21 protein-coding genes are annotated in these 20590 nt (G+C 64.2%); 17 read left to right on the top strand and 4 right to left on the bottom strand.

Features of this window, described 5'->3' with window-relative positions:
- Positions 1 to 20: 20 nt before the first annotated feature.
- On the bottom strand, positions 21 to 1160 hold the full coding sequence (locus M0208_RS01580) for a glycosyltransferase family 4 protein (protein ID WP_258889993.1): 1140 nt from the start codon (positions 1158 to 1160) through the stop codon (positions 21 to 23).
- Between the two features lie 256 nt (positions 1161 to 1416).
- The gene (locus M0208_RS01575) at positions 1417 to 2637 is read right to left on the bottom strand and encodes an NADP-dependent isocitrate dehydrogenase (RefSeq protein WP_258889992.1); all 1221 of its coding nucleotides are present in this window, start codon (positions 2635 to 2637) and stop codon (positions 1417 to 1419) included.
- A gap of 135 nt (positions 2638 to 2772) precedes the next feature.
- Here M0208_RS01575 and M0208_RS01570 point away from each other — a divergent pair, with 135 nt between their 5' ends.
- The 15 genes from M0208_RS01570 (at position 2773) to M0208_RS01500 (ending at position 16937) form a co-directional block, all read left to right on the top strand.
- Positions 2773 to 3495 (top strand): phosphatidylserine decarboxylase, encoded by a 723-nt coding sequence (locus M0208_RS01570; RefSeq protein WP_258889991.1) that lies wholly within the window; start codon positions 2773 to 2775, stop codon positions 3493 to 3495.
- 139 nt (positions 3496 to 3634) lie between these two features.
- Positions 3635 to 4480: a phosphatidylcholine/phosphatidylserine synthase gene (locus tag M0208_RS01565; protein ID WP_258889990.1), complete on the top strand. Its 846-nt coding sequence runs from the start codon at positions 3635 to 3637 to the stop codon at positions 4478 to 4480.
- A 467-nt stretch (positions 4481 to 4947) separates the two neighbouring features.
- Positions 4948 to 5835: a 30S ribosomal protein S2 gene (gene rpsB, locus M0208_RS01560; RefSeq protein ID WP_258889989.1), complete on the top strand. Its 888-nt coding sequence runs from the start codon at positions 4948 to 4950 to the stop codon at positions 5833 to 5835.
- Positions 5836 to 5930: 95 nt separating this feature from the next.
- Positions 5931 to 6878 (top strand): translation elongation factor Ts, encoded by a 948-nt coding sequence (gene tsf, locus M0208_RS01555; protein WP_258889988.1) that lies wholly within the window; start codon positions 5931 to 5933, stop codon positions 6876 to 6878.
- A gap of 285 nt (positions 6879 to 7163) precedes the next feature.
- Complete coding sequence (pyrH, locus tag M0208_RS01550; protein WP_408988128.1) at positions 7164 to 7841, top strand: UMP kinase; 678 nt, start codon at positions 7164 to 7166, stop codon at positions 7839 to 7841.
- Positions 7841 to 8398 (top strand): ribosome recycling factor, encoded by a 558-nt coding sequence (gene frr, locus M0208_RS01545; protein ID WP_258889986.1) that lies wholly within the window; start codon positions 7841 to 7843, stop codon positions 8396 to 8398. Before pyrH ends, frr begins: the two co-directional genes overlap by 1 nt.
- A 37-nt stretch (positions 8399 to 8435) precedes the next feature.
- Positions 8436 to 9173 (top strand): isoprenyl transferase, encoded by a 738-nt coding sequence (locus M0208_RS01540; protein ID WP_258889985.1) that lies wholly within the window; start codon positions 8436 to 8438, stop codon positions 9171 to 9173.
- Between the two features lie 2 nt (positions 9174 to 9175).
- The gene (locus M0208_RS01535; protein WP_408988127.1) at positions 9176 to 9982 is read left to right on the top strand and encodes a phosphatidate cytidylyltransferase; all 807 of its coding nucleotides are present in this window, start codon (positions 9176 to 9178) and stop codon (positions 9980 to 9982) included.
- Entirely contained in the window at positions 9979 to 11160 is a 1182-nt protein-coding gene (locus tag M0208_RS01530) for a 1-deoxy-D-xylulose-5-phosphate reductoisomerase (RefSeq protein WP_258889984.1), read from the top strand. Before M0208_RS01535 ends, M0208_RS01530 begins: the two co-directional genes overlap by 4 nt.
- A complete protein-coding gene (gene rseP, locus M0208_RS01525) occupies positions 11157 to 12290 on the top strand; it encodes an RIP metalloprotease RseP (RefSeq protein WP_258889983.1) in 1134 nt (377 codons plus the stop codon). The genes M0208_RS01530 and rseP overlap by 4 nt, the downstream gene beginning before the upstream one ends.
- A gap of 121 nt (positions 12291 to 12411) precedes the next feature.
- Complete coding sequence (gene bamA / locus M0208_RS01520; protein WP_258889982.1) at positions 12412 to 15063, top strand: outer membrane protein assembly factor BamA; 2652 nt, start codon at positions 12412 to 12414, stop codon at positions 15061 to 15063.
- Positions 15063 to 15719 (top strand): OmpH family outer membrane protein, encoded by a 657-nt coding sequence (locus M0208_RS01515; RefSeq protein WP_258889981.1) that lies wholly within the window; start codon positions 15063 to 15065, stop codon positions 15717 to 15719. Before bamA ends, M0208_RS01515 begins: the two co-directional genes overlap by 1 nt.
- 24 nt (positions 15720 to 15743) lie before the next feature.
- Entirely contained in the window at positions 15744 to 16244 is a 501-nt protein-coding gene (fabZ, locus tag M0208_RS01510) for a 3-hydroxyacyl-ACP dehydratase FabZ (protein ID WP_258889980.1), read from the top strand.
- A gap of 100 nt (positions 16245 to 16344) precedes the next feature.
- The gene (gene rpmE, locus M0208_RS01505; protein ID WP_258889979.1) at positions 16345 to 16575 is read left to right on the top strand and encodes a 50S ribosomal protein L31; all 231 of its coding nucleotides are present in this window, start codon (positions 16345 to 16347) and stop codon (positions 16573 to 16575) included.
- A gap of 47 nt (positions 16576 to 16622) precedes the next feature.
- A complete protein-coding gene (locus M0208_RS01500; protein ID WP_258889978.1) occupies positions 16623 to 16937 on the top strand; it encodes a PilZ domain-containing protein in 315 nt (104 codons plus the stop codon).
- Positions 16938 to 17096: 159 nt separating this feature from the next.
- Here M0208_RS01500 and M0208_RS01495 read toward each other — a convergent pair whose 3' ends face one another.
- Positions 17097 to 17663, bottom strand: a complete 567-nt coding sequence (locus tag M0208_RS01495) for a TIGR02391 family protein (RefSeq protein ID WP_258889977.1) — start codon at positions 17661 to 17663, stop codon at positions 17097 to 17099.
- Positions 17644 to 18336: a DUF5343 domain-containing protein gene (locus M0208_RS01490; RefSeq protein WP_258889976.1), complete on the bottom strand. Its 693-nt coding sequence runs from the start codon at positions 18334 to 18336 to the stop codon at positions 17644 to 17646. Before M0208_RS01490 ends, M0208_RS01495 begins: the two co-directional genes overlap by 20 nt.
- 307 nt (positions 18337 to 18643) lie before the next feature.
- Here M0208_RS01490 and M0208_RS01485 point away from each other — a divergent pair, with 307 nt between their 5' ends.
- Together M0208_RS01485 and M0208_RS01480 are read left to right on the top strand one after the other, a co-directional pair.
- Positions 18644 to 19909 (top strand): site-specific integrase, encoded by a 1266-nt coding sequence (locus M0208_RS01485; RefSeq protein WP_258889975.1) that lies wholly within the window; start codon positions 18644 to 18646, stop codon positions 19907 to 19909.
- A gap of 345 nt (positions 19910 to 20254) precedes the next feature.
- Positions 20255 to 20533 carry an AlpA family transcriptional regulator gene (locus M0208_RS01480; RefSeq protein ID WP_258889974.1) on the top strand — a complete coding sequence of 93 codons (279 nt, stop codon included), beginning with the start codon at positions 20255 to 20257 and terminating at the stop codon, positions 20531 to 20533.
- Positions 20534 to 20590: the final 57 nt, after the last annotated feature.

Here is a 20590-nt window from a genome sequence, read left to right as displayed (position 1 = left end):
CCGCTCGACTTACCGGGTTGCTATCCCGCCACGATGTCGAGTTCCGTCAGAATGTCGTCCCAGCTGGCGGCGACGGTGCTGGGCCTCAGAAGAATACCGACATTTCGTGCGGCCGCGCCGAGACGCTCACGCAGCGGAAGATCGGACAACAGTCTTTCCAACGCTACGGCGAGCGCAGGAACATCGTTGGGCGGCACCAGAAGCCCGTTACGCTCGTCGTCGATCATATCGGCGGGGCCATAATCGCAGTCGAAAGATACGACCGGCAATCCTGCGGCCATCGCTTCGCCAAGCGCGTTGCCGAACCCCTCATAACGAGACGAAAAGACAAAGGCGTCCGATTGCCCCACCCAGTCGCCGGGTGAACGGCTGGTGCCGGGCAGCGAGATACGATCGGATAGTCCCAGCCGGTCGATCTGACGCTGGAGCGCCGCACGGTCCTCGCCATCGCCCCAGATGGCGAGCGACCAGCCGGGATGCCGATCCGCGATCTGCGCAAACGCGTCGATCAGCATATCAAAACCCTTCTGCCACGTCAGCCGGCCGGCGGCCGCAAGGCGGTACGTCGATCGTGGCGCTCCGATCGACGGAGTGATTTCGATCGGATTCGGAATAACCCGCGCCCGCGCCCGCGCCTTGTCATCCAGGCATTCGCAGCTCTTGCTGGTCTGCATGACGATCGCGTTGGCCCGCCAGTGCAGCCGCACCAGCGCCTTCGTCCATAGCGGATGGGCCTGTTGGAGGCGCGGATTGTTGCGTTCTGAAACCACCACACGCCTGTTCGTACCGAGGCAAGCCAGCAGAGACAGGACGTTGATCTTGGTCAGAAACGATATCGTGACGTCGGGACTTAACTCGTCCAGCGTCCGGCGCAGCACCCGCAGTCGCCGCGCCATCGCCGGTACTCCCGCAAGCCATCGTTCCGCCCCGATGCCGAGCCGGATGATCCGCACCGCGCGCTCGATAGGATGAAAGATCGGGGCGTCGGGCGGATCGAACGCGATGATCGTCACCGCATATCCCTTTTCGAGCCAGTGGCTGGCGAGAAGACTGATCACCCGCTCCGCGCCGCCCGCACCCAGCCCGGCGATGACGAATGCGATATGCGGCGCCGGCCGGGTGACCCGCGACCCCGACGCGAAGCCCCATCCTGACGGCATCTGCGCCGGGAACGGCGTTTTCAGCGCGTGACCAACGTCACCCGGTAGACAATCGTCTGGCTGGCCTCCCCCCATGTCCCGGGGTTAGCATCGCGGCGAACCCGAGGATTGGGAAATTCGGAGTTATTCGCTTCGTAACTGATACTTATTATGGATTGTTGAGAGATTTTCCGTGCCAGAATGGGACAGGTTCCGCGACGAGGAATCTTGTTATGCTGATGCGCGGGGCCGCCAAATGCGACCCCGCAACGTCGCCTTACGCCCAGTTCGCCATCTTCGTCTCGAGGTTGACCCGCACCGCCTCAAAGAACTGCTCGGTCGTCATCCAACGCTGATCGGGGCCGATCAGGATCGCCAGATCCTTCGTCATGTCGCCGTTCTCGACCGTCTCGATGCAGACGCGTTCCAGCGTTTCGGCGAACTTCGTGACATCAGGCGTGTCGTCGAACTTGCCTCGATACTTCAGGCCCCCAGTCCACGCAAAGATCGACGCGATCGGGTTCGTGCTGGTCGCCTTGCCCTGCTGATGCTGGCGATAGTGGCGCGTGACCGTTCCGTGCGCGGCCTCGGCCTCGATCGTCTTGCCGTCGGGCGTCATCAGCACCGACGTCATCAGCCCGAGCGAGCCGAAGCCCTGCGCGACCTGATCCGACTGCACGTCGCCATCGTAGTTCTTGCACGCCCACACGAACTCGCCGCTCCATTTCAGCGCACTCGCCACCATGTCGTCGATCAGGCGGTGTTCGTACACGATGTTCGCAGCCTTGAACTCGTCCTTGAATTCGGCCTCGAACACCTCGGCGAAGATGTCCTTGAAGCGCCCGTCATAGGCCTTCAGGATCGTATTCTTGGTGCTGAGGTACAGCGGCCATTTGCGGCCGAGCGAATAATTCATGCTGGCGCGCGCAAAATCGCGGATCGACTGGTCGAGGTTGTACATCCCCATCGCGACGCCTGCCTCGGGGAAATCGAACACTTCGTGCTCGATGACCTGGCCGTCCTCGCCCTGCCACTTCATCATCAGCTTGCCCTTGCCGGGCACGAGGAAATCGGTCGCCTTATATTGGTCGCCGAAGGCATGACGCCCGACGACGATCGGGTGGGTCCAGCCGGGGATCAGACGGGGGACGTTGCGCATCACGATCGGCTCGCGGAAGATCACGCCGCCCAGGATGTTGCGGATCGTGCCGTTGGGCGACTTCCACATCTTCTTCAGGCCGAATTCCTCGACGCGCTGTTCATCGGGGGTGATCGTCGCGCACTTCACCGCGACGCCGTATTTCTGCGTCGCGCGCGCGCTGTCGATCGTCACCTGATCGTCGGTCCGGTCGCGCTCCTCGACGCCCAGGTCGTAATAAGCAAGGTCGATGTCGAGATACGGCTTGATCAGGCGTTCACGGATCCATTCCCAGATGATCCGCGTCATTTCGTCGCCGTCGATCTCCACGACGGGCGTCTTCACCTTGATCTTCGCCATGCTCGGTATCCTTGAAAGCGGGGTTTGGGAAAGCGGGAGGTTTGGCCGGGTCGATAGGGGGAAGGGGCTGGGGGATCAACCGTGCGGGGCGCAAGGTGCGTTGTGCCTGGCGGTCGCCGCCGCTAGACGAAGCGCATGGCATCACTCGACAAGCCCCCGGTCGTCACCTCGACCGTGAAGTGGCGTTTCCCCGCCGTCCATTCCGAAGGCCAGAAGTTCGCGGCCATCGCACTGGGCATCACGCTCCTCATGACGATCGTCTCGAACGTCCTGTTCTGGCCGTTCCTGTTCATCACCGCGTGGGTCGCAACGTTCTTTCGCGATCCGGTGCGCACCACGCCGCAGGGCGACGACCTGATCGTCGCCCCCGCCGACGGCCTGGTCACGCTGATCGAGCGCGTCGCGATCCCGCGCGAACTGGTCGGCGAGTTGGGCGAGCAGCCGCTGGTGCGCGTGTCGATGTTCATGTCGGTGTTCGACGTCCACATCAACCGCACCCCCATCGCGGGCACGATCCGGCAGGTCGTCTACATCTCCGGCAAGTTCCTCAACGCCGATCTCGACAAGGCGTCGGAGGAAAACGAGCGCCAGCATTTCGTGGTCGAGGGGCATGACGGGCGGAAGATCGGCTTCACCCAGATCGCGGGACTCGTCGCGCGGCGGATCATCGGCTTCGTGAAGCCCGGCGATCTCGTCGCGGCCGGGCAGCGCGTCGGCCTGATCCGCTTCGGCAGCCGCGTCGACGTGTACCTGCCCGACGACTGCACGCCGCAGGTGGTGCTCGGGCAGCGCACGATCGCGGGCGAGACGATCATCGGCCGCGTCGGTGCGCCAGCGGCGACGGGCGTGGCGCAGTGACTTTGTGCTCGAGTACAGCACCCTCCATACGCACCAACCCGGCAAAGGCCGGGGCCCAGTTGCATGCGGCTCGTAACTGGGCCCCGGTCTTCGCCGGGGTGGTGCTCCTTGACTTGCCGTCACATCCGGACTGCCTCCAATGAACCGTCCGCCGCGCCGCCCCCGCGGTCTTCCTTTGCGCGCCGTCGCCCCCAACGCAGTCACCGCGCTCGCGCTCTGCTCGGGTCTGTCCGGCATCCGCTTCGCGATCTCGGGCTATTGGGAACTCGCGGTTGCGATGGTGCTGGTCGCCGGAGTCCTTGACGGACTCGACGGCCGCATCGCTCGGATGCTCCACGGCGAAAGCCGCTTCGGCGCCGAACTCGATTCGCTCGCCGATGCCATTTCGTTCGGAGTCTCGCCCGCGCTGATCCTGTATCTGTGGTCGCTGAACGAACTGCCGCGCTTCGGCTGGATCGCGGCGTTGATGCTCGCCGTCTTCTGCGCGCTCCGCCTCGCGCGATTCAACGCCAGCATCGATGCGGGTGAACAGCCGCACAAATCGGCCGGTTTCCTCACCGGCGTTCCCGCCCCTGCAGGTGCAGGGCTAGCGTTCCTTCCGATGTTCCTGTGGTTCTGGACGGGCGAGCCGTTGCTGCGTTCGCCCTATGTCGTCGCACCGTGGACGGCGTTGGTCGCGCTATTGTTGGTGTCCAGCCTCGCAACCTGGTCGTGGACCTCGCTACGCTTGCGTCCGAACATCCGGTTCGAGGCGTTGGCGCTGGTGGTGATCGTCGGCGCCGCGCTCGTCTCCGCGCCGTGGCACACCTTCGCTGTGCTATCGATCGCCTATATCGTTGCGATGCCGTTCAGCATCGCCAACTACGCCCGTGTCAGGCGGCTTCGCGCCACGTTGGGACCATCACCCGCGGCTGCTGCAGCGAGCCTGCCGACCAGCGGACGACCGCTCGACGGCGTTCCGCCAGAATCAAATCCGACGCCATAATCGCGAAGGGCTGCGGGCGGCCCGCGAGCGCATCGGCGATCCGATCCAGCCTCGGCAGCATCGTGCCAAGGATCGCGTAGGACGCGACGCCGAACCCTGCGCCGAAAATCGAAATCGCCAACAACATCATCATGTTCGCTTCCCCAAAGGACGGGCCTGACAAACGGGAACGCAGCACTCGTTTCGTCGCAAACCAGTGGATTGCTCCACGGGTTCCCGAAAACGTCACATTTCTCGCCATGCTGGCGATGACCGAGGCGTTTTCTACGACGAAACGCGGAAACGTCTCGTTATGAACGACGTATGTTCCATATTCGTTCCACATGTCAAGCGTTGCGTTTTATCGCGACGCCCGCTAAGGGGCGCGCCTCTAAACCCCACATGGGAAGCATCATAGCCCGGTGCGTCGGCCCTCACAGGCCAGCGTCATCCGCTTCCCAGAGGCTCAACCGGAAGGAGTTATCCCTATGGCGGCACCTGTCGTCTCCATGCAGCAGTTGATCGAAACTGGTGCGCACTTCGGTCACCAGACGCATCGCTGGAATCCGAAGATGAAGCCGTATCTGTTCGGCGACCGCAACGGCGTCCACATCATCGATCTGTCGCAGACCGTGCCGCTTTTCGCGCGCGCGCTCGAGTTCGTCAGTTCGACCGTCGCCGGTGGCGGCAAGGTTCTGTTCGTCGGCACCAAGCGCCAGGCGCAGGAGCCGATCGCGGACGCCGCGCGCCGTTCGAACCAGCATTTCGTCAACCACCGCTGGCTGGGCGGCATGCTCACCAACTGGAAGACGATCTCCAAGTCGATCAGCCAGCTCAAAACGCTTGAGGAGCAGCTGTCGGGCGACACGCACGGCCTGACCAAGAAGGAAGTGCTCAACCTGACGCGCAAGAAGGAAAAGCTCGAAATGTCGCTCGGCGGCATTCGCGACATGGGCGGCGTGCCCGACGTCATGTTTGTGATCGACGCGAACAAGGAAGAGCTGGCGATCAAGGAAGCCAACACGCTCGGCATCCCGGTCGTCGCGATCCTCGATTCGAACGTCTCGCCCGATGGCATCGCCTTCCCGGTTCCCGCGAACGACGACGCCGCCCGCGCCATCCGCCTGTATTGTGAGGCGATCGCGATTGCCGCGACGCGTGGCGGTCAGGAGCAGCAGGCGAAGTCCGGTCGCGACATCGGCGCGATGGTCGAACCGCCGCGCGAAGAGACGATCAGCGCCGAGCCGGAGGCTCCCGCCGCCGCACCGGCAGCTGCCGCCCCTGCTGCTGAAGAGGCGAGCACCGGCGACGCGAACGCCGACGCCGCAGTCGCCGCCGAACTGGCGGTCGAGGGTGAGCGCCAAATCGACGCCTGATTTCGTCGCTGAAATGTCATGCGGGCGGGGCAGGGCGATTTGGCTCCGCCCCGCCCGCACCCATATCTGAACGATACAATCAAAGGACTAATGACATGGCCGATATCACGGCAGCGATGGTCAAGGATCTGCGCGAGAAGAGCGGCGCGGGCATGATGGATTGCAAGAAGGCGCTGAACGAGACCGCGGGCGACATGGACGCCGCGATGGACTGGCTACGCACCAAGGGCCTGGCCGCCGCCGCCAAGAAGTCGAGCCGCACCGCGGCCGAAGGTCTGGTCGGCGTTGCGGTTTCCGGCACGAAGGGTGCCGCGGTCGAGGTCAACTCGGAAACCGATTTCGTCGCGAAGAACGACCAGTTCCAGCAGTTCGTCCGCGACGTGACTCAGGTGGCGCTGGACGGCGCGGGCGATGTCGACGCGATCAAGGCCGCGACACTGCCGAACGGCAAGACCGCCGAGGACACGCTGACCACCAACGTCGCGACGATCGGTGAGAATCAGTCGATCCGCCGTGTGAAGCGGCTCGAAGTGTCGCAGGGCGCGGTCGTCGCCTATGTGCACAATCAGCAGTCGGCTGGCCTAGGCAAGATCGGCGTGTTGGTCGCACTCGAATCAGCCGCGTCGAACGATGCGCTGCAGGCGCTCGGCAAGCAGCTCGCGATGCACATCGCCGCCGCGTTCCCGATGGCGCTGAACGAGGAAGATCTTGACGCCGACCTGATCGAGCGCGAGCGCGCGATCGCCGCCGAAAAGGCCGGCGAGAGCGGCAAGCCCGCCGACATCGTCGCCAAAATGGTCGACGGCGCGATCGCGAAGTACCGCAAGGAGCATGCGCTGGTCAGCCAGCTTTTCGTGATGGACGGCAAGACCAAGATCAGCGACGTCGTGGCGAAGGCCGGCAAGGACGCGGGCGCGGAGATCAAGCTGGTCGACTACGTCCGCTTCCAGCTCGGCGAAGGCATCGAGAAAGAGGCGTCGGACTTCGCGGCCGAAGTCGCCGCCGCCTCGGGCGTGCCGCAGCAGCCAGCACCGGTGAACTAACCAAAATCCTCCCCGGCACGGGGAGGGGGACCGTCGGCTCCTTAGCCGGTGGTGGAGGGGCAGCCCCAAGTGCAGCACTGCGGGGCTGCCCCTCCGTCAGCCTTCGGCTGCCACCTCCCCGTACCGGGGAGGATTTTAAGGGCTGGGCACCATATCCCGCGGAAAGGTTGCCCGCGCCCCGCACCCCGCCTAATGTCCGCGCCGCCCGTTCCCCGACGCACCGGAAACCATGTGACCACCCCCCAGTACAAACGCATCCTCCTGAAACTCTCGGGCGAAGTCCTGATGGGAGAGGGGGGGCTTGCGATCGACCCGGCGGTGACCGCCCGCGTCGCGGAGGAAATCGCCGACGTGAAGGCGCAAGGCTACGAGCTTTGCATCGTCGTCGGCGGCGGGAACATCTTCCGCGGTCTGGCCGCCGCGGCGAAGGGCTTTGAGCGCGCTACCGCCGATTACATGGGGATGCTCGCGACCGTCATGAACGCGCTCGCGGTGCAGAATGCGCTCGAACAGATCGGCGTCGATACGCGCGTGCAATCAGCCATTTCGATGGACAAGGTGTGCGAGCCGGTCATCCGCCGCCGCGCCGAACGCCATCTGGAAAAGGGCCGCGTCGTGATCTTCGCCGCGGGCGTCGGGGAACCTTATTTCACGACGGACAGCGGCGCCGCGCTGCGTGCGGCCGAAATGAAATGCCATGCCTTGTTCAAGGGCACCTCGGTCGACGGCGTGTATGATGCCGACCCAAAGAAAGTGCCGACCGCAAAGCGGTATGATACGGTCAGCTACGGCGAAGTTCTCGCGCAGGACCTGAAGGTCATGGACGCGAGCGCCGTCGCGCTTTGCCGCGACAACAATATCCCGATCGTCGTCTTCAACATCCGCGAACACGGCAATTTCGCCGACGTGCTACGCGGAGAGGGCGTCTCGACGGTCGTACAGCATCAACAGGAGAACGTCTGATGGCCGCCTATGACAAGGCCGATCTGGAACGCCGCATGAAGGGCGCGGTCGATTCGTTGACCCACGATCTGGGCGGCCTGCGCACCGGGCGCGCCTCGACGACCTTGCTGGAGCCGGTGACGGTCGAGGTGTACGGCGCGCACATGCCGCTCAATCAGGTCGCGACCGTTTCGGTCCCTGAACCGCGGATGCTGTCGGTGCAGGTGTGGGACAAGCAGAACGTCGGCGCGGTCGAAAAGGCGATCCGTTCGGCGGGGCTCGGCCTCAACCCGATCAACGACGGCACGACGCTGCGCCTGCCGATCCCCGATTTGACCGAGGAGCGCCGCAAGGAACTGGCGAAGCTCGCCGGCTCTTATTCCGAAAAGGCCAAGATCGCGGTCCGCAACGTCCGCCGCGACGGCATGGACAATCTGAAGACCGACGAGAAGAAGGGCGTGTTCAGCGAAGACGATCGCAAGCGTCACGAAACCGAGGTCCAGAAACTGACCGACGCGACCATCGCCGACATCGATTCGGTCGCGACCGCGAAGGAAAAGGAAATTCTCGGCAAGTGACGGTTTTGTCGCTTTCCCCGGATTTGGCGAACGCCTGATGAGTACCGCGCCCGTCTTATCTCCCGACGTCGCTGGCGCAGCGATCCCGCGTCACGTCGCAATCATCATGGACGGCAACGGGCGCTGGGCGAAGAAGCGCCTGCTGCCGCGCGTCGCCGGGCACAAGGCCGGCGTGGAGGCGGTGCGCAACGTCACCCGCGCGGCCCGCGCGCTGGGAATCGAGGCGCTGACGCTCTACGCCTTCTCGTCCGAGAACTGGCGGCGCCCCGAAGAGGAAATCGGCGACCTGATGGGCCTGCTGCGGCTGTTCATCCGCAGCGACCTGGCCGAACTGGTGCGCGAAAACGTCCGGCTGCGCGTGATCGGCGACTTCCGCCGCTTTCCCGCCGACGTGGTGAAGCTGGTCGAGGACGCGGTCGGCCGCACCGCCGCCAACACCGGCCCGATCCTGGCGATCGCGCTCAATTACGGTGCGCAGGCCGAGCTCGTCCGCGCCGCGCAGACGCTCGCCGAGCGCGTGAAGGAGGGGCAGATCGACCCCGGTCAGATCACCGCGCAGGCGATCGAAGCCGAACTCGAAACGCGCGATCTGCCCCCGCTCGACCTGCTGATCCGCACCTCGGGCGAACACCGGCTGTCGAACTTCCTGTTGTGGCAGGCGGCGTATGCCGAACTGCTGTTCGTCGATGCGCTGTGGCCCGATTTCGACGGCGCGGCGCTGGCCGATGCGGTCGCGGCGTTCGCGCAGCGCCAGCGCCGCTTCGGTGGCTTGTGAGGATCACTCCCGACGCAAAGCTGCGCACCGCGTCCAACCTGCGCCTGCGGATGCTGGCCAGCGTCGCGATGATCGCGGTCGCCACGCTCGCCTTGTTTCTCGGCGGCATCACACTCTGGGTGCTCGCGGTCGTCATCGCGTTGCTGATGATGTCGGAATGGGCCGATCTGGCAAAGGTCACGCCGCGCGAAAAACGCACCGCGCAATTCGCGTTGTCGGTCCCCTTGGCACTGATGGCTCCCGCGTCGCTGATCCTGAAGACGATGGATTTCTTCACGCTCGGCCTGCTCGCCGGGGCCGCCTTTTTCGTCGTGATCGTCACGCGCCACCGCCAACTCGCACTCGGCGTCCTTTACTGCGGCTTGCCCGTGTTCGCGCTGATGCTGATTCGGCGGCAGGAGGTCGTCGGCGCGCTGTTCACGTTCTGGGCGCTTGCGATCGTGTGGGCGTGCGACATCGGCGCGTTCTTCTCCGGACGCACGATCGGCGGGCCGAAGCTCGCGCCGCGGCTCAGCCCCAACAAGACCTGGGCCGGGCTGATCGGCGGCGTGCTGCTCGCCAGCGTCCTCGCCGCGATCCTCCACGTCGGGCACGGCCTGCCATGGCGCCTGACCCTCGCGACGCCCTTTCTTGCAGTCCTCGCCCAAGGCGGCGACCTCTATGAAAGCTGGCTCAAACGCCGCGCCGGGGTGAAGGACAGCGGGCATATCCTGCCCGGCCACGGCGGCGTGCTCGACCGGCTCGATGGGCTGGTGCCGGTCGCGCCGCTTGCTGCGCTGCTCGTCATCGCCCCATATTTCTACCGATGAAGACGGTCACCATCCTCGGTGCGACCGGATCGGTCGGCACATCGACGCTCGACCTGATCGAGCGCGAGCCGGAGCGCTTCCGCGTCCTCGCGCTGACCGCCAATTGCGACGTTCCGAAGCTGGCCGCCGCCGCAATCCGCACCCGCGCCGAACTGGCCGTCGTCGCCGACGAAACCTGCCTTCCCGCTCTGCGTGAGGCGTTGCACGGCACGAACATCCGCGCGGCGGCCGGAAAACAGGCGATCGACGATACCGCCGCGATGGGCGCGGACTGGACGATGGCGGCGATCGTCGGCTGCGCTGGCCTGCGCCCGGTGATGGCCGCGATCGAGCGCGGCGGGACGGTGGTGCTCGCCAACAAGGAGCCTTTGGTCGCCGCGGGCGACATCATCCTCGCCGCCGCCAAACGCAGCGGCGCGACGTTGCTCCCCGCCGATTCCGAACACAACGCCATCTTCCAGTGCCTCGACGCGACCCGCCCCGACCGCGTCCGCCGCATCATCCTGACCGGCAGCGGCGGCCCGTTCCGCGACTGGCCGATCGAGCGGATGCGCAGCGTCACGGTCGCGCAGGCGGTGGCGCACCCCAATTGGTCGATGGGCGCGAAAATCTCGGTCGATTCCGCCACGATGATGAACAAGGGACTCGAGTTGATCGAGGCGGCGCGGCTCTTCGCGGTCGAATCGAACCGGATCGAGATCGTGGTCCATCGCCAGTCCGTCATTCATTCGATGGTCGATTATATCGATGGCTCGATGCTCGCCCAACTCGGCCCGTCGGACATGCGCGTGCCGATCGCGCACACGCTCGCCTGGCCCGACCGCATGGCGACTCCGATGCAGCCGCTCGACCTGGTCGCGCTCGGCCGGCTCGATTTCGAGGCTCCCGATCCGGTCCGCTTCCCTGCGCTCCGCTTGGCGCGCGAAGCGCTCGACGCGGGCGGTGCCCGCCCCGCGATCCTCAACGCCGCCAACGAGGTCGCAGTCGCCGCTTTTCTGTCGGGCCGGATCGGCTTCCTCGAAATCGCCGCAATCGTCGGCGATACGCTCGCGTGCTATGATCCGCCTGCGCCGGATACGCTCGACGCGGTGCTGGCCATCGACGCCGAGGCGCGGGCGCTGGCGGCAGAGCGTGTAAGGGCCACCACAACGGCCAGTGTAGAGGATCGCGTAGTTTGATCGAAACCCCCGGCTTCCTGCTGACGATATTGGCCTTCATGCTGGTCATCGGCCCGCTCGTGTTCGTCCACGAAATGGGTCATTATCTCGCCGGCCGCATCTTCGGGGTGAAGTCCGACGCCTTCTCGATCGGCTTCGGGCGCGAAATCGCGGGCTGGACCGACACGCGCGGCACGCGCTGGAAGATCGGCTGGCTCCCGCTCGGCGGCTACGTGAAGTTCGCCGGCGACATGAGCGCGGTCAGCCAGCCGACCGCCGACTGGCTCGCACTCCCGCCCGAGGAACGCGCGCGCACCTTCCAGGCGAAGCCCGTCTGGCAGCGCGCGATCATCGTCGCTGCAGGACCGGTCGTGAATTTCGCGCTCGCGATCCTGATCCTCGCCGGCTTTGCGATGGCCTACGGCGACAGCCGCACGCCGCCCGTGGTCGGCGAAGTCGTCGCGGGCAGCGCGGCGGCGGGGGCGGGACTCCGGCCCGGCGACACCATCACGCGCCTGGGTGACAAGGACATCGCGGTGTTCGAGGACATGTTGTCCTTCACCCGCATCCACCCGGCCGAACGCGTCGCCATCGCCTTCACCCGCGACGGTCAGCCGCAAACCGCGACCGCCACGATCGGCACGCAGGTGCAGCGTGACCGCTTCGGCAACGAATATCGTATCGGCCTGCTCGGCATCGGCGGCACGAAGCCCGTCGCGACGCCCGTCAGCCTGATCGAAGCGCCCGGCGTCGCGATCCGTCGCACCGGCGAAATCGTGTCGATGATGGTCGAGACGATCGGTCAGATCATCACCGGCCGCCGCTCGGTCAAGGAGCTCGGCGGACCGCTCAGCATCGCCAAGGTTTCGGGTGAACAGATGACTTTGGGCGTCGAAGCGTTCGTATTCCTGATCGCGCTCGTTTCGATCAATCTCGGGTTCATCAACCTGCTGCCAGTGCCGATGCTGGATGGCGGTCATCTGATGTTCTACGGAATCGAGGCGGTGCGCCGGCGTCCGGTCGGACCGGAGGTGCAGGAATGGGCGTATCGCGGCGGGCTGGCCGCAATCCTGGCGTTGATGGTGCTGGTGACGTTCAATGATCTGGGCAATTTCGGCCTGTGGCGCAGCCTCGCCGGGTTGATCGGTTGACGAAACCGGGGCAGGGCGCGGCGCGCAGGAAAAAGTATGTTTCTCCGGGGCGGGATTGGTGACGGCTTTGAATAATTCTACGTACCGCAAGCATTCCGCTGCGACCTTGCTCTGTTGCACGATGCTGGCGGGTGTCCCGGCGGCGGCGCAAATGACGCCGCCCGCGACCGTCCCGACGACCAGCGCGACGCAGGCTCAGGCGCCCGCTGCTCCCGCAACGGCGCGCGTCATCCGCACGCTGCGGGTCGAGGGTACGCAGCGGATCGAGGCGGAAACCGCGCTCAGCTACACGAAGCTGCGGGTGGGGCAGGCGTACACCAACGAAACGCTCGATCAAGGGATCAAGGATCTCTACGCCAGCGATCTGTTCGCCGACGTCAGCGTCAGCGGCGCTGACAGCGGCGAAATCGTGCTGCGCGTGCGCGAAAACCCGATCATCAACCGCGTGATCCTGGAGGGCAACAAGCGCCTGAAGGAAGACAAGATCACGAAGGAGATCAAGCTGAAGCCGCGGCAGATCTTCACCCGCACTGCCGTGCGTCAGGATGTGGCGCGGATCATCGAACTCTACCGCCGTCAGGGTCGCTTCGCGGCCTCGGTCGACCCGAAGATGGTCGCGCTCGATCAGAACCGCGTCGACGTGGTGTTCGAGATCAGCGAAGGCCCGAAATCGAAGGTCCGTCAGATCAACATCATTGGCAACGAGGTGTTCGATGACGATACGCTGCGCGAACAGATGGCGACGAAGCAGGCGCGCTTCTTCCGCCTGCTGTCGGGCAACACGTCCTACGATCAGGACCGTCTGGCCTATGATCAGCAGAAGTTGCGGCAATATTATCTGACGCAAGGGTATGCCGATTTCCGCGTCACCAGCGCGGTCGCCGAACTGACGCCCGATAAAAAGGACTTCATCATCACGTACGTGGTGGAAGAAGGTCCGCGCTACAAATTCGGCGCCGTCAGCGTCGACAGCGACATCCGCGATTTCGACGACAAGAAACTCGCCTCCAGCCTCGCGATCAAGCAGGGCGACTGGTATGATGCGAAAAAGGTCGAGGACACGGTCGAAAGCCTGAGCCAGACGACCGGCCTGTTCGGCTACGCCTTCACCGAGGTCAGCCCCGAGTTTAATCGTGACCGCGAAGCGCTTACGATGACGATTAATTTCCACATCGGTCAGTCGCAGCGCACCTATGTCGAACGCGTCGACATCACCGGCAACACGCAGACGCAGGACAAGGTGATCCGCCGCGAAATCCGCTTGGCTGAGGGCGATGCGTTCAACAGTTTCCAGGTGAAGCGTTCGCAGGACCGCATCAACAGCCTGGGCTATTTCCAGGACAAGTTCGAGATCAAGCAGACGCCGGGCTCGTCGCCCGACCGCGTCGTTCTGGAGGCCAACGTCGAGGAAAAATCGACCGGCGAGTTGCAGCTGTCGGCGGGCTTCTCCAGCCTCGAACGCTTCATCATTCAGGCGAACATCACGCAGCGCAATTTCCGCGGCAAGGGCCAGGAACTGCGCGCAGGGGTGAATTACTCGACCTACTCCAAATCGATTGAGCTGGGCTTCACCGAACCGTATCTGTTCGACCGCAACATCGCGGTCGGCGTCGACGTGTTCCGCCGCGATTACAATGCGTTCAACTTCGTCGGCAACGATCGCCAGACGACGTTCAGCCAGGTCTCGACCGGATTTCAGGTTCGCGCGGGCGTGCCGTTGACCGAATATTGGCAGCTCGCCGGGCGCTACGGCCTTTCGTACGACGAGGTCGGGCTGGACGAGAGCACCTACTTCACCAACGGCCAGTGCGATCCGTTGCGCGCCGGACGTTATCTGTGCGAGGCGATCGGCAATCGGTGGACGTCCTCCGTCGGTTTCTCGCTGATCTACGACAGCCTCAACAGCCGCCTGCGGCCGACCGCGGGTCAGCGATTCTCGTTCAGCGGCGACTTCGCTGGTCTCGGCGGCGACGTGAAATATCTGCGTGGCCGTTTCGAGGGCGCGAAATTCTGGGGCCTCGGCAGCGGCTTCGTGCTGTCGGTGCTGGGCGAAGGCGGGTACATCCACGCGCTGCAGGATGCGCAATTCCCCGGCGCCGATCCGGTTCGCATCAACGACCGCTTCTATCTCGGCGAACCGCAGTTCCGCGGCTTCAACATTCGCGGCGTCGGACCGCGTGTACAGCGAGTTCCGTACACTACCGACGCGGACGGGAAGCAGATTCTGGTCACTGATCGCGATCAGATCGTCGACGATGCTTTGGGCGGCAAGGCCTATTACCTCGGCCGCGTCGAACTCGAGATTCCGCTTGGGTCGGGTGCGCGCGAACTCGGTATCCGCCCGTCGATCTATGCGCAGGCCGGCAGCCTGTTCAACATCACGCGGCCGGGTCTTACGGCCGTATTCCCCGACGGGGTCGATGCGAGCGGTAACCCGATCAAGCTGCCGTTGCCGCAGCGTGATGCTCAAGGTCGCGATTTGTTCGCATATCAGCTCGCCAACGGCGGCACTGCGACGACGACGTGCGCCGCCGGGCTTCCCGACGCCACTGGGGCGTGCAACGGCATCATCCCCAATTCACCGTTGATCGCCGCACAGCCGTTCCTCGAACGCTTCCTGGGCGATTCGCCGAAGCCGCGTCTGACGGTGGGCATCGGCGCCAACTGGAACTCGCCATTCGGCCCCTTGCGTATCGACGTTGCAAAGGCGCTGATCCGTCAACCGGGCGATGACGACAAACTCATTACATTCAACGTAGGGACTCAGTTCTGATGAAGACGATCAAGACCATGTTGCTCGCCGCCGCGCTCGTCGCGCCGGTCGCACTCACCGCCGCTCCCGCGCACGCGCAGGTATCCGGCATCGCCGTCGCCGACCCCGAAGCGGCGGTCGCGAATTCGAAGGCCTGGGCCGCTGCACGCCAGCAGATCCAGACCACGTACAAGACGCAGATCGACCAGGCGAATGCGCGGCGCACCGCGATCACCGCAGAGCTTCAGCCGCTCGTGACGGCCTATCAGACGGCATCGCGCGCACCCGGTGCGACCGAAGCCTCGCTTCGTCCGCAGGCGCAGGCGATCCAGACCAAGGAAACGGCCGCCAACGCCGAACTCCAGCGCCTGACCCAGCCCGCCAGCCGTGCGCAGGCCTATGCGCTCGAACAGATTTCGGCCAAGCTGCCCGACGCGGTGAGCGCCGCGGTGCGCGCGAAGAACGTCAGCGTCCTGCTGCGTCCGCAGGCCGCGTTGTTCAGCCAGCCGACCGCCGACATCACCTCGGCGATCACGGCCGAACTGGACAAGACCGTGCCGACCGTCGGCATCACGCCGCCGGCCAATTGGCAGCCCGGTCAGCAAGGCCAGCCGGGTCAGGCCCCCGCGGCGGCGGCTGCGCAGCCCGCGGCGACCAAGAAGCCGCAGGGTCGCTAAGGCGGCAAGAACGGCGACCGCTGCATGACCGATACGACAACGCCCGCGGCGGATGCGCCAACATCCGCCAATATCGGCCCGTTCGATATCGCGCGGGTGCTGGCGGCGTTGCCGCATCGCTATCCGATGCTGCTGGTCGACCGCGTCGAGGAATTGATTCCCGACCGGTCGATCGCCGCGATTAAGGCGGTGACCTTCAACGAAGGTTTCTTCCAGGGGCATTTTCCCGGCCGTCCGATCATGCCGGGCGTTCTGATCGTGGAGGCGCTGGCGCAGGCCGCCGGTGTCCTCGCGGTCGAAAGCCTCGGCTTGGCGGGGACCGGCAAACTGGTCTATTTCATGGCGATCGAGAACGCCAAGTTCAGGAAACCGGTCGAACCCGGCGTTCTGCTCCGGCTGGAGGTCGAGTTCGTTCAGAAACGCTCCAGCGTCTGCAAATTCTCAGGTGTTGCGAAGGTCGACGGCCAAGTGGTTGCAGAAGCTAGTTTTACCGCGATGATAGCCGATCCGCCCAAGGTCATTTAGGCCTAACCTTCGGCTAACTTTTGACTTTGTGGCCCCCGCACGCTAGGCGCGCGCCTTCCTTTTAGGCTGGTCGGAACCAGCCACACCCAGGAGCTATCTCATGAAAGCCGACATCCACCCCGACTATCACATGATCAAGGTCCAGATGACCGACGGCACCGTGTACGAAACCCGCTCCACCTGGGGCAAGGAAGGCGACACGATGACGCTGGAAATCGATCCCTTGGCGCATCCGGCGTGGACCGGCGGTCGCGGCACGATGCTCGACGCGGGCGGCCAGGTCGCACGCTTCAACAAGCGCTTCGGTGGCGGTCTCACGCTCCGCAAGTAAGGGTCTAGGTTAGCGGCGAATTAACCACTGCGCCCTAGCGTATTGGAATGTTCGCCGCCGAATTTGAACCCGCTGAAACGAATGGCCGGCGCCGCTCACCGCGCGCGCCGGTTTCGTTCGACGCCAGCGTCGGGCAGGGCGGGCTCGGCCGCACCTTGTGCAAGGTCGTCGACCTGTCGATCCACGGCGCGCGCATCCAATCCTATTCCGGCCTGAAACGCGGCACCACGATCTGGCTGACATTGCCCGATATCGGCCCCGTCGCCGCCGACGTGATGTGGGCCGACGACTATCTCGCCGGCTGCCAGTTTCAGCAGGCGCTGGACCGCGAAGCCTTCGAAGCGCTCGCCGGCCGCACCTGAATCGGTTGGCGGAGAGAGTGGGATTCGAACCCACGGTGAGCTTGCACCCACGGCGGTTATCATGTTTGATGAAGCTCGTTCTGAAGTGCCTCAAATCCCGCTGAGATCGTCGGAGTGGCAGAGCACGACGCGACCGTAAGCTACAGCGCGCCGAGCCGGTTAAACTGCTGGGGCAGCTCTCGCCTTACCGGCCCCCGGCTCCGCAATCTTCGCCTTTCGGAGTAGATGTTGCGCAAAGACGATGAGTTCCAGAGCTAATTCCGGTTCATCAACCCAGCCGAACTCATGTGTAGTCGGGTTTCTGATCCCTAGCATCGCTCCAGCGTAGAGGCGTTGGTATCCCTTTTGCTCGTCAACCTGGGAGGGGCTGGTCATGGGTGACCACTTGAGGTGCGGCGCGCTAGGTGCGAACACCTGCTCCATGAGAGTAGTCCCGCTCTGCATCAAGCCGGGTACGCGTTCAGCTACGAACTTGTCGACCGCTTTGTAAGCCTCCGCAACGGCGACATTGTAGTGGCCGGACACGAACAAGTCGGATGCGACGTCGTGTATCTCTGGTTCCGTAACCAAGCGGCCGAACACACTCGCAGGCTCCGATCCCTCAGCCGTAGGGGAGGGCAGAGCCAGCATTCTGGGAGCGGGGAGCGCCAGCACCGATCTGGCAACCCCGATCTCAAGCAGATGCTCTTGGAAGCGTCGAATGCCATCAAGCAGTCGGAGCGTCATAGAGATAGCGCCTCATAGCTTGAAAGATCGACTCGATCTGCTCCGTACCAGCGTCAGCACTGATGTGGATCTGCACGTTTACATTCAGGGGAAACGCCTCGGGCCTACCTTTAATAGTCGGATTGGCTCGTCCTTGACCATCATCTGCGGGGGTCGGCGGAGTGTTGGGGGGCGTAGGTCTGCTGACCAGCTTACGTGGGGCGCGCTTGCTGGACGAGGCATCACCGCCACCATTCTTGGGGGCGGCTCGAGGCGCTTCATTCGGCGTCGGGCTAGATAGAAGCAGGTACGTCGCGGCCTTGTTGCCCGCCGCACCCTGGCCAAGCCCCTCATGCTGGAACCAAGAAACCACTTTTTGCCGCTCCGCCTCACCAGGAGGTGCTAAATGAACGAGTTGCTCAGGATAGACGGCGCCGATGAGCTCATTCACCGCCTCAGGGTAGGTCTCATCCAGGCGCCATTTACGCCCGAGAGGAGTTGCCTTGCCGTCGTCGTCGAGAATTTTGACGAGCTTGAGTTCGGTGACGTATGTCCGAGCCGCCGCTTCTTGAACACCTAGCTGAACCGCGAGCAGCCGTTCATCGACGGTCGCGTTTGGCGTCCGTTGCAGCACCGAACGAACACCCCACCAGACGGTGCTCGGGATTTGCGGATAACGAGTCTTTTCAGCCATGTGCTCCCCCTGTTCTGGAAATGGCACACCTCTGGCGACTAAGAAAGCTAGGTTTCCCAGACCAAGAACCGATCGGAGCGTTTGCGCTTGGGACGGCATGGCGGAAGAGGTGGGATTCGAACCCACGGAACGGTTGCCCGCTCGCCGGTTTTCAAGTTTGCGGCGAACGAGCTTTACGTAGATTTGCGCAGCTTTGCGCACCTTTATTATCTTGCTAAATCAGTTGCTTGGCTCTCCTGATAAGCCCTACGCGGGTTGTGCAGCTTTACCGCTGCCGCTTACGACACGCTTATGAGGGGTCAGGAGAATGAGCCAACCGAACCGCGCCAAGCTCACCAAGGGCTATGTCGAGCGCATCAAGCCGGGTGAGAAGGATGCCTTCCACTGGGATACCGAGGTTAAGGGCTTCGGCCTGCGCGTCACGCCAACCGGCAAAATGACTTTCGTTGTGCAGGGCAGGGTAGAGGGCAGCGGCAAGGAGGCCCGGATCACCATTGGCGCATTCGGAGTGTTCACCACTGATCAGGCACGGGACGCCGCCCGCGAGCACCTGCGTACCATGCGCCTCGGTGGCGACCCCCGCGCTATCTCGAAGCAGACCAAGGCGGCTGGCGTGACGCTGCAACAGGTCGCCGACGCTTACGTCGATCGTCCCGGTAAGCTGAAGGAGAGCAGCAAGTCGGAGATAACGCGACATGTGGCGACCACCTTCGCAGCTTGGAAGGACAAGCCGATCACGGGCATCAGCGAGGAGGAAGTGCGGAAGCGCTACCGCGAGATGCTGACGAAGGGGTTGCGCGGGAAGGGTGCTGCGCCGGGGCAGGCGAATCAGGCGTTCTCCGTGCTCCGCGCGCTCATCAACTTCGCTGGTCGGCAGCACCGGCAAACGGACGGGACGCCGCTCATCGTGCACAACCCCGTGTCGGCGCTCAAGGATGACTGGATCGTCCTCAAGCCGCGCACCAGCCGCGTCCCTGACGCGCGCATCGGCACGGTGTGGTCCTCCCTCCAGCAGTGGCGTGCCACCGCGCACAACCGCGACACCGCATCCAGCATCGACCTTGTGATCTTCCTCCTGCTCACCGGATGCCGCATCGGTGAAGCCGCGCCGCTCACATGGGATCGGGTGAACTTGGAAGAAGGCTGGTTCCACCTGCCCGACCCGAAGAACAGCAACCCGGTTTGGCTCCCCCTGTCGTCGCAGGCGGTGGAGCTTTTGAAGACCCGCAAGCGCGTCGAGGGCAGCGGGTACGTCTTCCCGTCATGGAGTGATGCGGGTCACATCAAAGACCCGCGCGACATTATGAAGAAGGTCAGCACGGTCGCGGGCGAGAAGGTGACCCCGCATGACCTGCGTCGTACCTACATCACCATCGCCGTCGCGATGTGCGGCATCGACTATTACAAAGCCGAACTGCTCACGAACCATGTGCCGAAAGGCGTCACCGCCCGACACTATCTGGAAACCTCGCGTCTCCAATACCTCAAGCCCGAGGCCCAGCACATCGCTGATTGGATGGATGAGCAGGCCGCGCGGGCGAATGGAGCGAACGTTGTGCCTCTCCGTGCGTAAGGCGGCGCATCGCTGACGTGCTTGGGGTGCCACCCAAGCATCGGCCGCACCCCGATCGCGCCCCACGCCGCCCCGCAGGCGGCTGCGTCAGCAACGCTGGTTCAGCAGCCGAGCAACATTGTCGCTTGCACGACTTTAGCGCGGCAGCATAAAGCTACTAACGGCCCCAACTTAGCGGGGCAGCGCGCCGGGGCGTCCCCTTGAGGACCCGGAACCCAGAGCCGGCGGGATAAGGGTGAAAATCCCCGACGTCCCCGGACACTTTGCCAGAGGGGGATCCTCTGGTGCTGGTGACCACAGCTTGTCCGATCCCTGCTCTGTCAGGGCGAAGCTGGAGTCCCGTCCGTGACGGAAACAGTCAACCTCAACGACCTGCTCGACAATGAGCAGACTGCCGCGCTGCTCGGCATCAAGCCCAACACGCTCGAAATCTGGCGCCATAAGGGGAAGGGGCCGCGCTTCGTGAAGCTCGGTCGCGCGGCGCAGGCTCCCGTGCGCTACCAGCAATCTGTCGTAGCGGAATGGCTGGAACGGCAGTCGTTCGCCAGCACCAGCGCTTACAGCCCGGCTGCGCTCACCTCCGCCAAACCCCATAACTTGCGGTCTAGTCCAGCAAGTGTCTGACCGTGAGCGCTTTTCTGCGCCGCCAGCACGGTTAGCAAGCCGACCGTAAGATCATTC

Source organism: Sphingomonas sp. SUN019 (genome assembly GCF_024758705.1).
In the GTDB taxonomy this organism is placed as follows: domain Bacteria; phylum Pseudomonadota; class Alphaproteobacteria; order Sphingomonadales; family Sphingomonadaceae; genus Sphingomonas.
The sequence above is the reverse complement of the archived record's forward strand: the minus strand, read 5'-3'. Positions and strand labels throughout refer to the sequence as shown.

Coding starts and splice junctions, on each gene's coding strand:
- frr (WP_258889986.1), top strand. CDS start 7,841: ATGGCCGCCTATGACAAGGCCGATCTGGAACGCCGCATGAAGGGCGCG.
- tsf (WP_258889988.1), top strand. CDS start 5,931: ATGGCCGATATCACGGCAGCGATGGTCAAGGATCTGCGCGAGAAGAGC.
- M0208_RS01490 (WP_258889976.1), bottom strand. CDS start 18,336: ATGGCTGAAAAGACTCGTTATCCGCAAATCCCGAGCACCGTCTGGTGG.
- M0208_RS01485 (WP_258889975.1), top strand. CDS start 18,644: ATGAGCCAACCGAACCGCGCCAAGCTCACCAAGGGCTATGTCGAGCGC.
- M0208_RS01575 (WP_258889992.1), bottom strand. CDS start 2,637: ATGGCGAAGATCAAGGTGAAGACGCCCGTCGTGGAGATCGACGGCGAC.
- pyrH (WP_408988128.1), top strand. CDS start 7,164: ATGGGAGAGGGGGGGCTTGCGATCGACCCGGCGGTGACCGCCCGCGTC.
- rpmE (WP_258889979.1), top strand. CDS start 16,345: ATGAAAGCCGACATCCACCCCGACTATCACATGATCAAGGTCCAGATG.
- bamA (WP_258889982.1), top strand. CDS start 12,412: ATGCTGGCGGGTGTCCCGGCGGCGGCGCAAATGACGCCGCCCGCGACC.
- M0208_RS01515 (WP_258889981.1), top strand. CDS start 15,063: ATGAAGACGATCAAGACCATGTTGCTCGCCGCCGCGCTCGTCGCGCCG.
- M0208_RS01500 (WP_258889978.1), top strand. CDS start 16,623: ATGTTCGCCGCCGAATTTGAACCCGCTGAAACGAATGGCCGGCGCCGC.
- rpsB (WP_258889989.1), top strand. CDS start 4,948: ATGGCGGCACCTGTCGTCTCCATGCAGCAGTTGATCGAAACTGGTGCG.
- M0208_RS01570 (WP_258889991.1), top strand. CDS start 2,773: ATGGCATCACTCGACAAGCCCCCGGTCGTCACCTCGACCGTGAAGTGG.
- M0208_RS01565 (WP_258889990.1), top strand. CDS start 3,635: ATGAACCGTCCGCCGCGCCGCCCCCGCGGTCTTCCTTTGCGCGCCGTC.
- M0208_RS01495 (WP_258889977.1), bottom strand. CDS start 17,663: ATGACGCTCCGACTGCTTGATGGCATTCGACGCTTCCAAGAGCATCTG.
- M0208_RS01540 (WP_258889985.1), top strand. CDS start 8,436: ATGAGTACCGCGCCCGTCTTATCTCCCGACGTCGCTGGCGCAGCGATC.
- fabZ (WP_258889980.1), top strand. CDS start 15,744: ATGACCGATACGACAACGCCCGCGGCGGATGCGCCAACATCCGCCAAT.
- M0208_RS01580 (WP_258889993.1), bottom strand. CDS start 1,160: ATGCCGTCAGGATGGGGCTTCGCGTCGGGGTCGCGGGTCACCCGGCCG.
- M0208_RS01530 (WP_258889984.1), top strand. CDS start 9,979: ATGAAGACGGTCACCATCCTCGGTGCGACCGGATCGGTCGGCACATCG.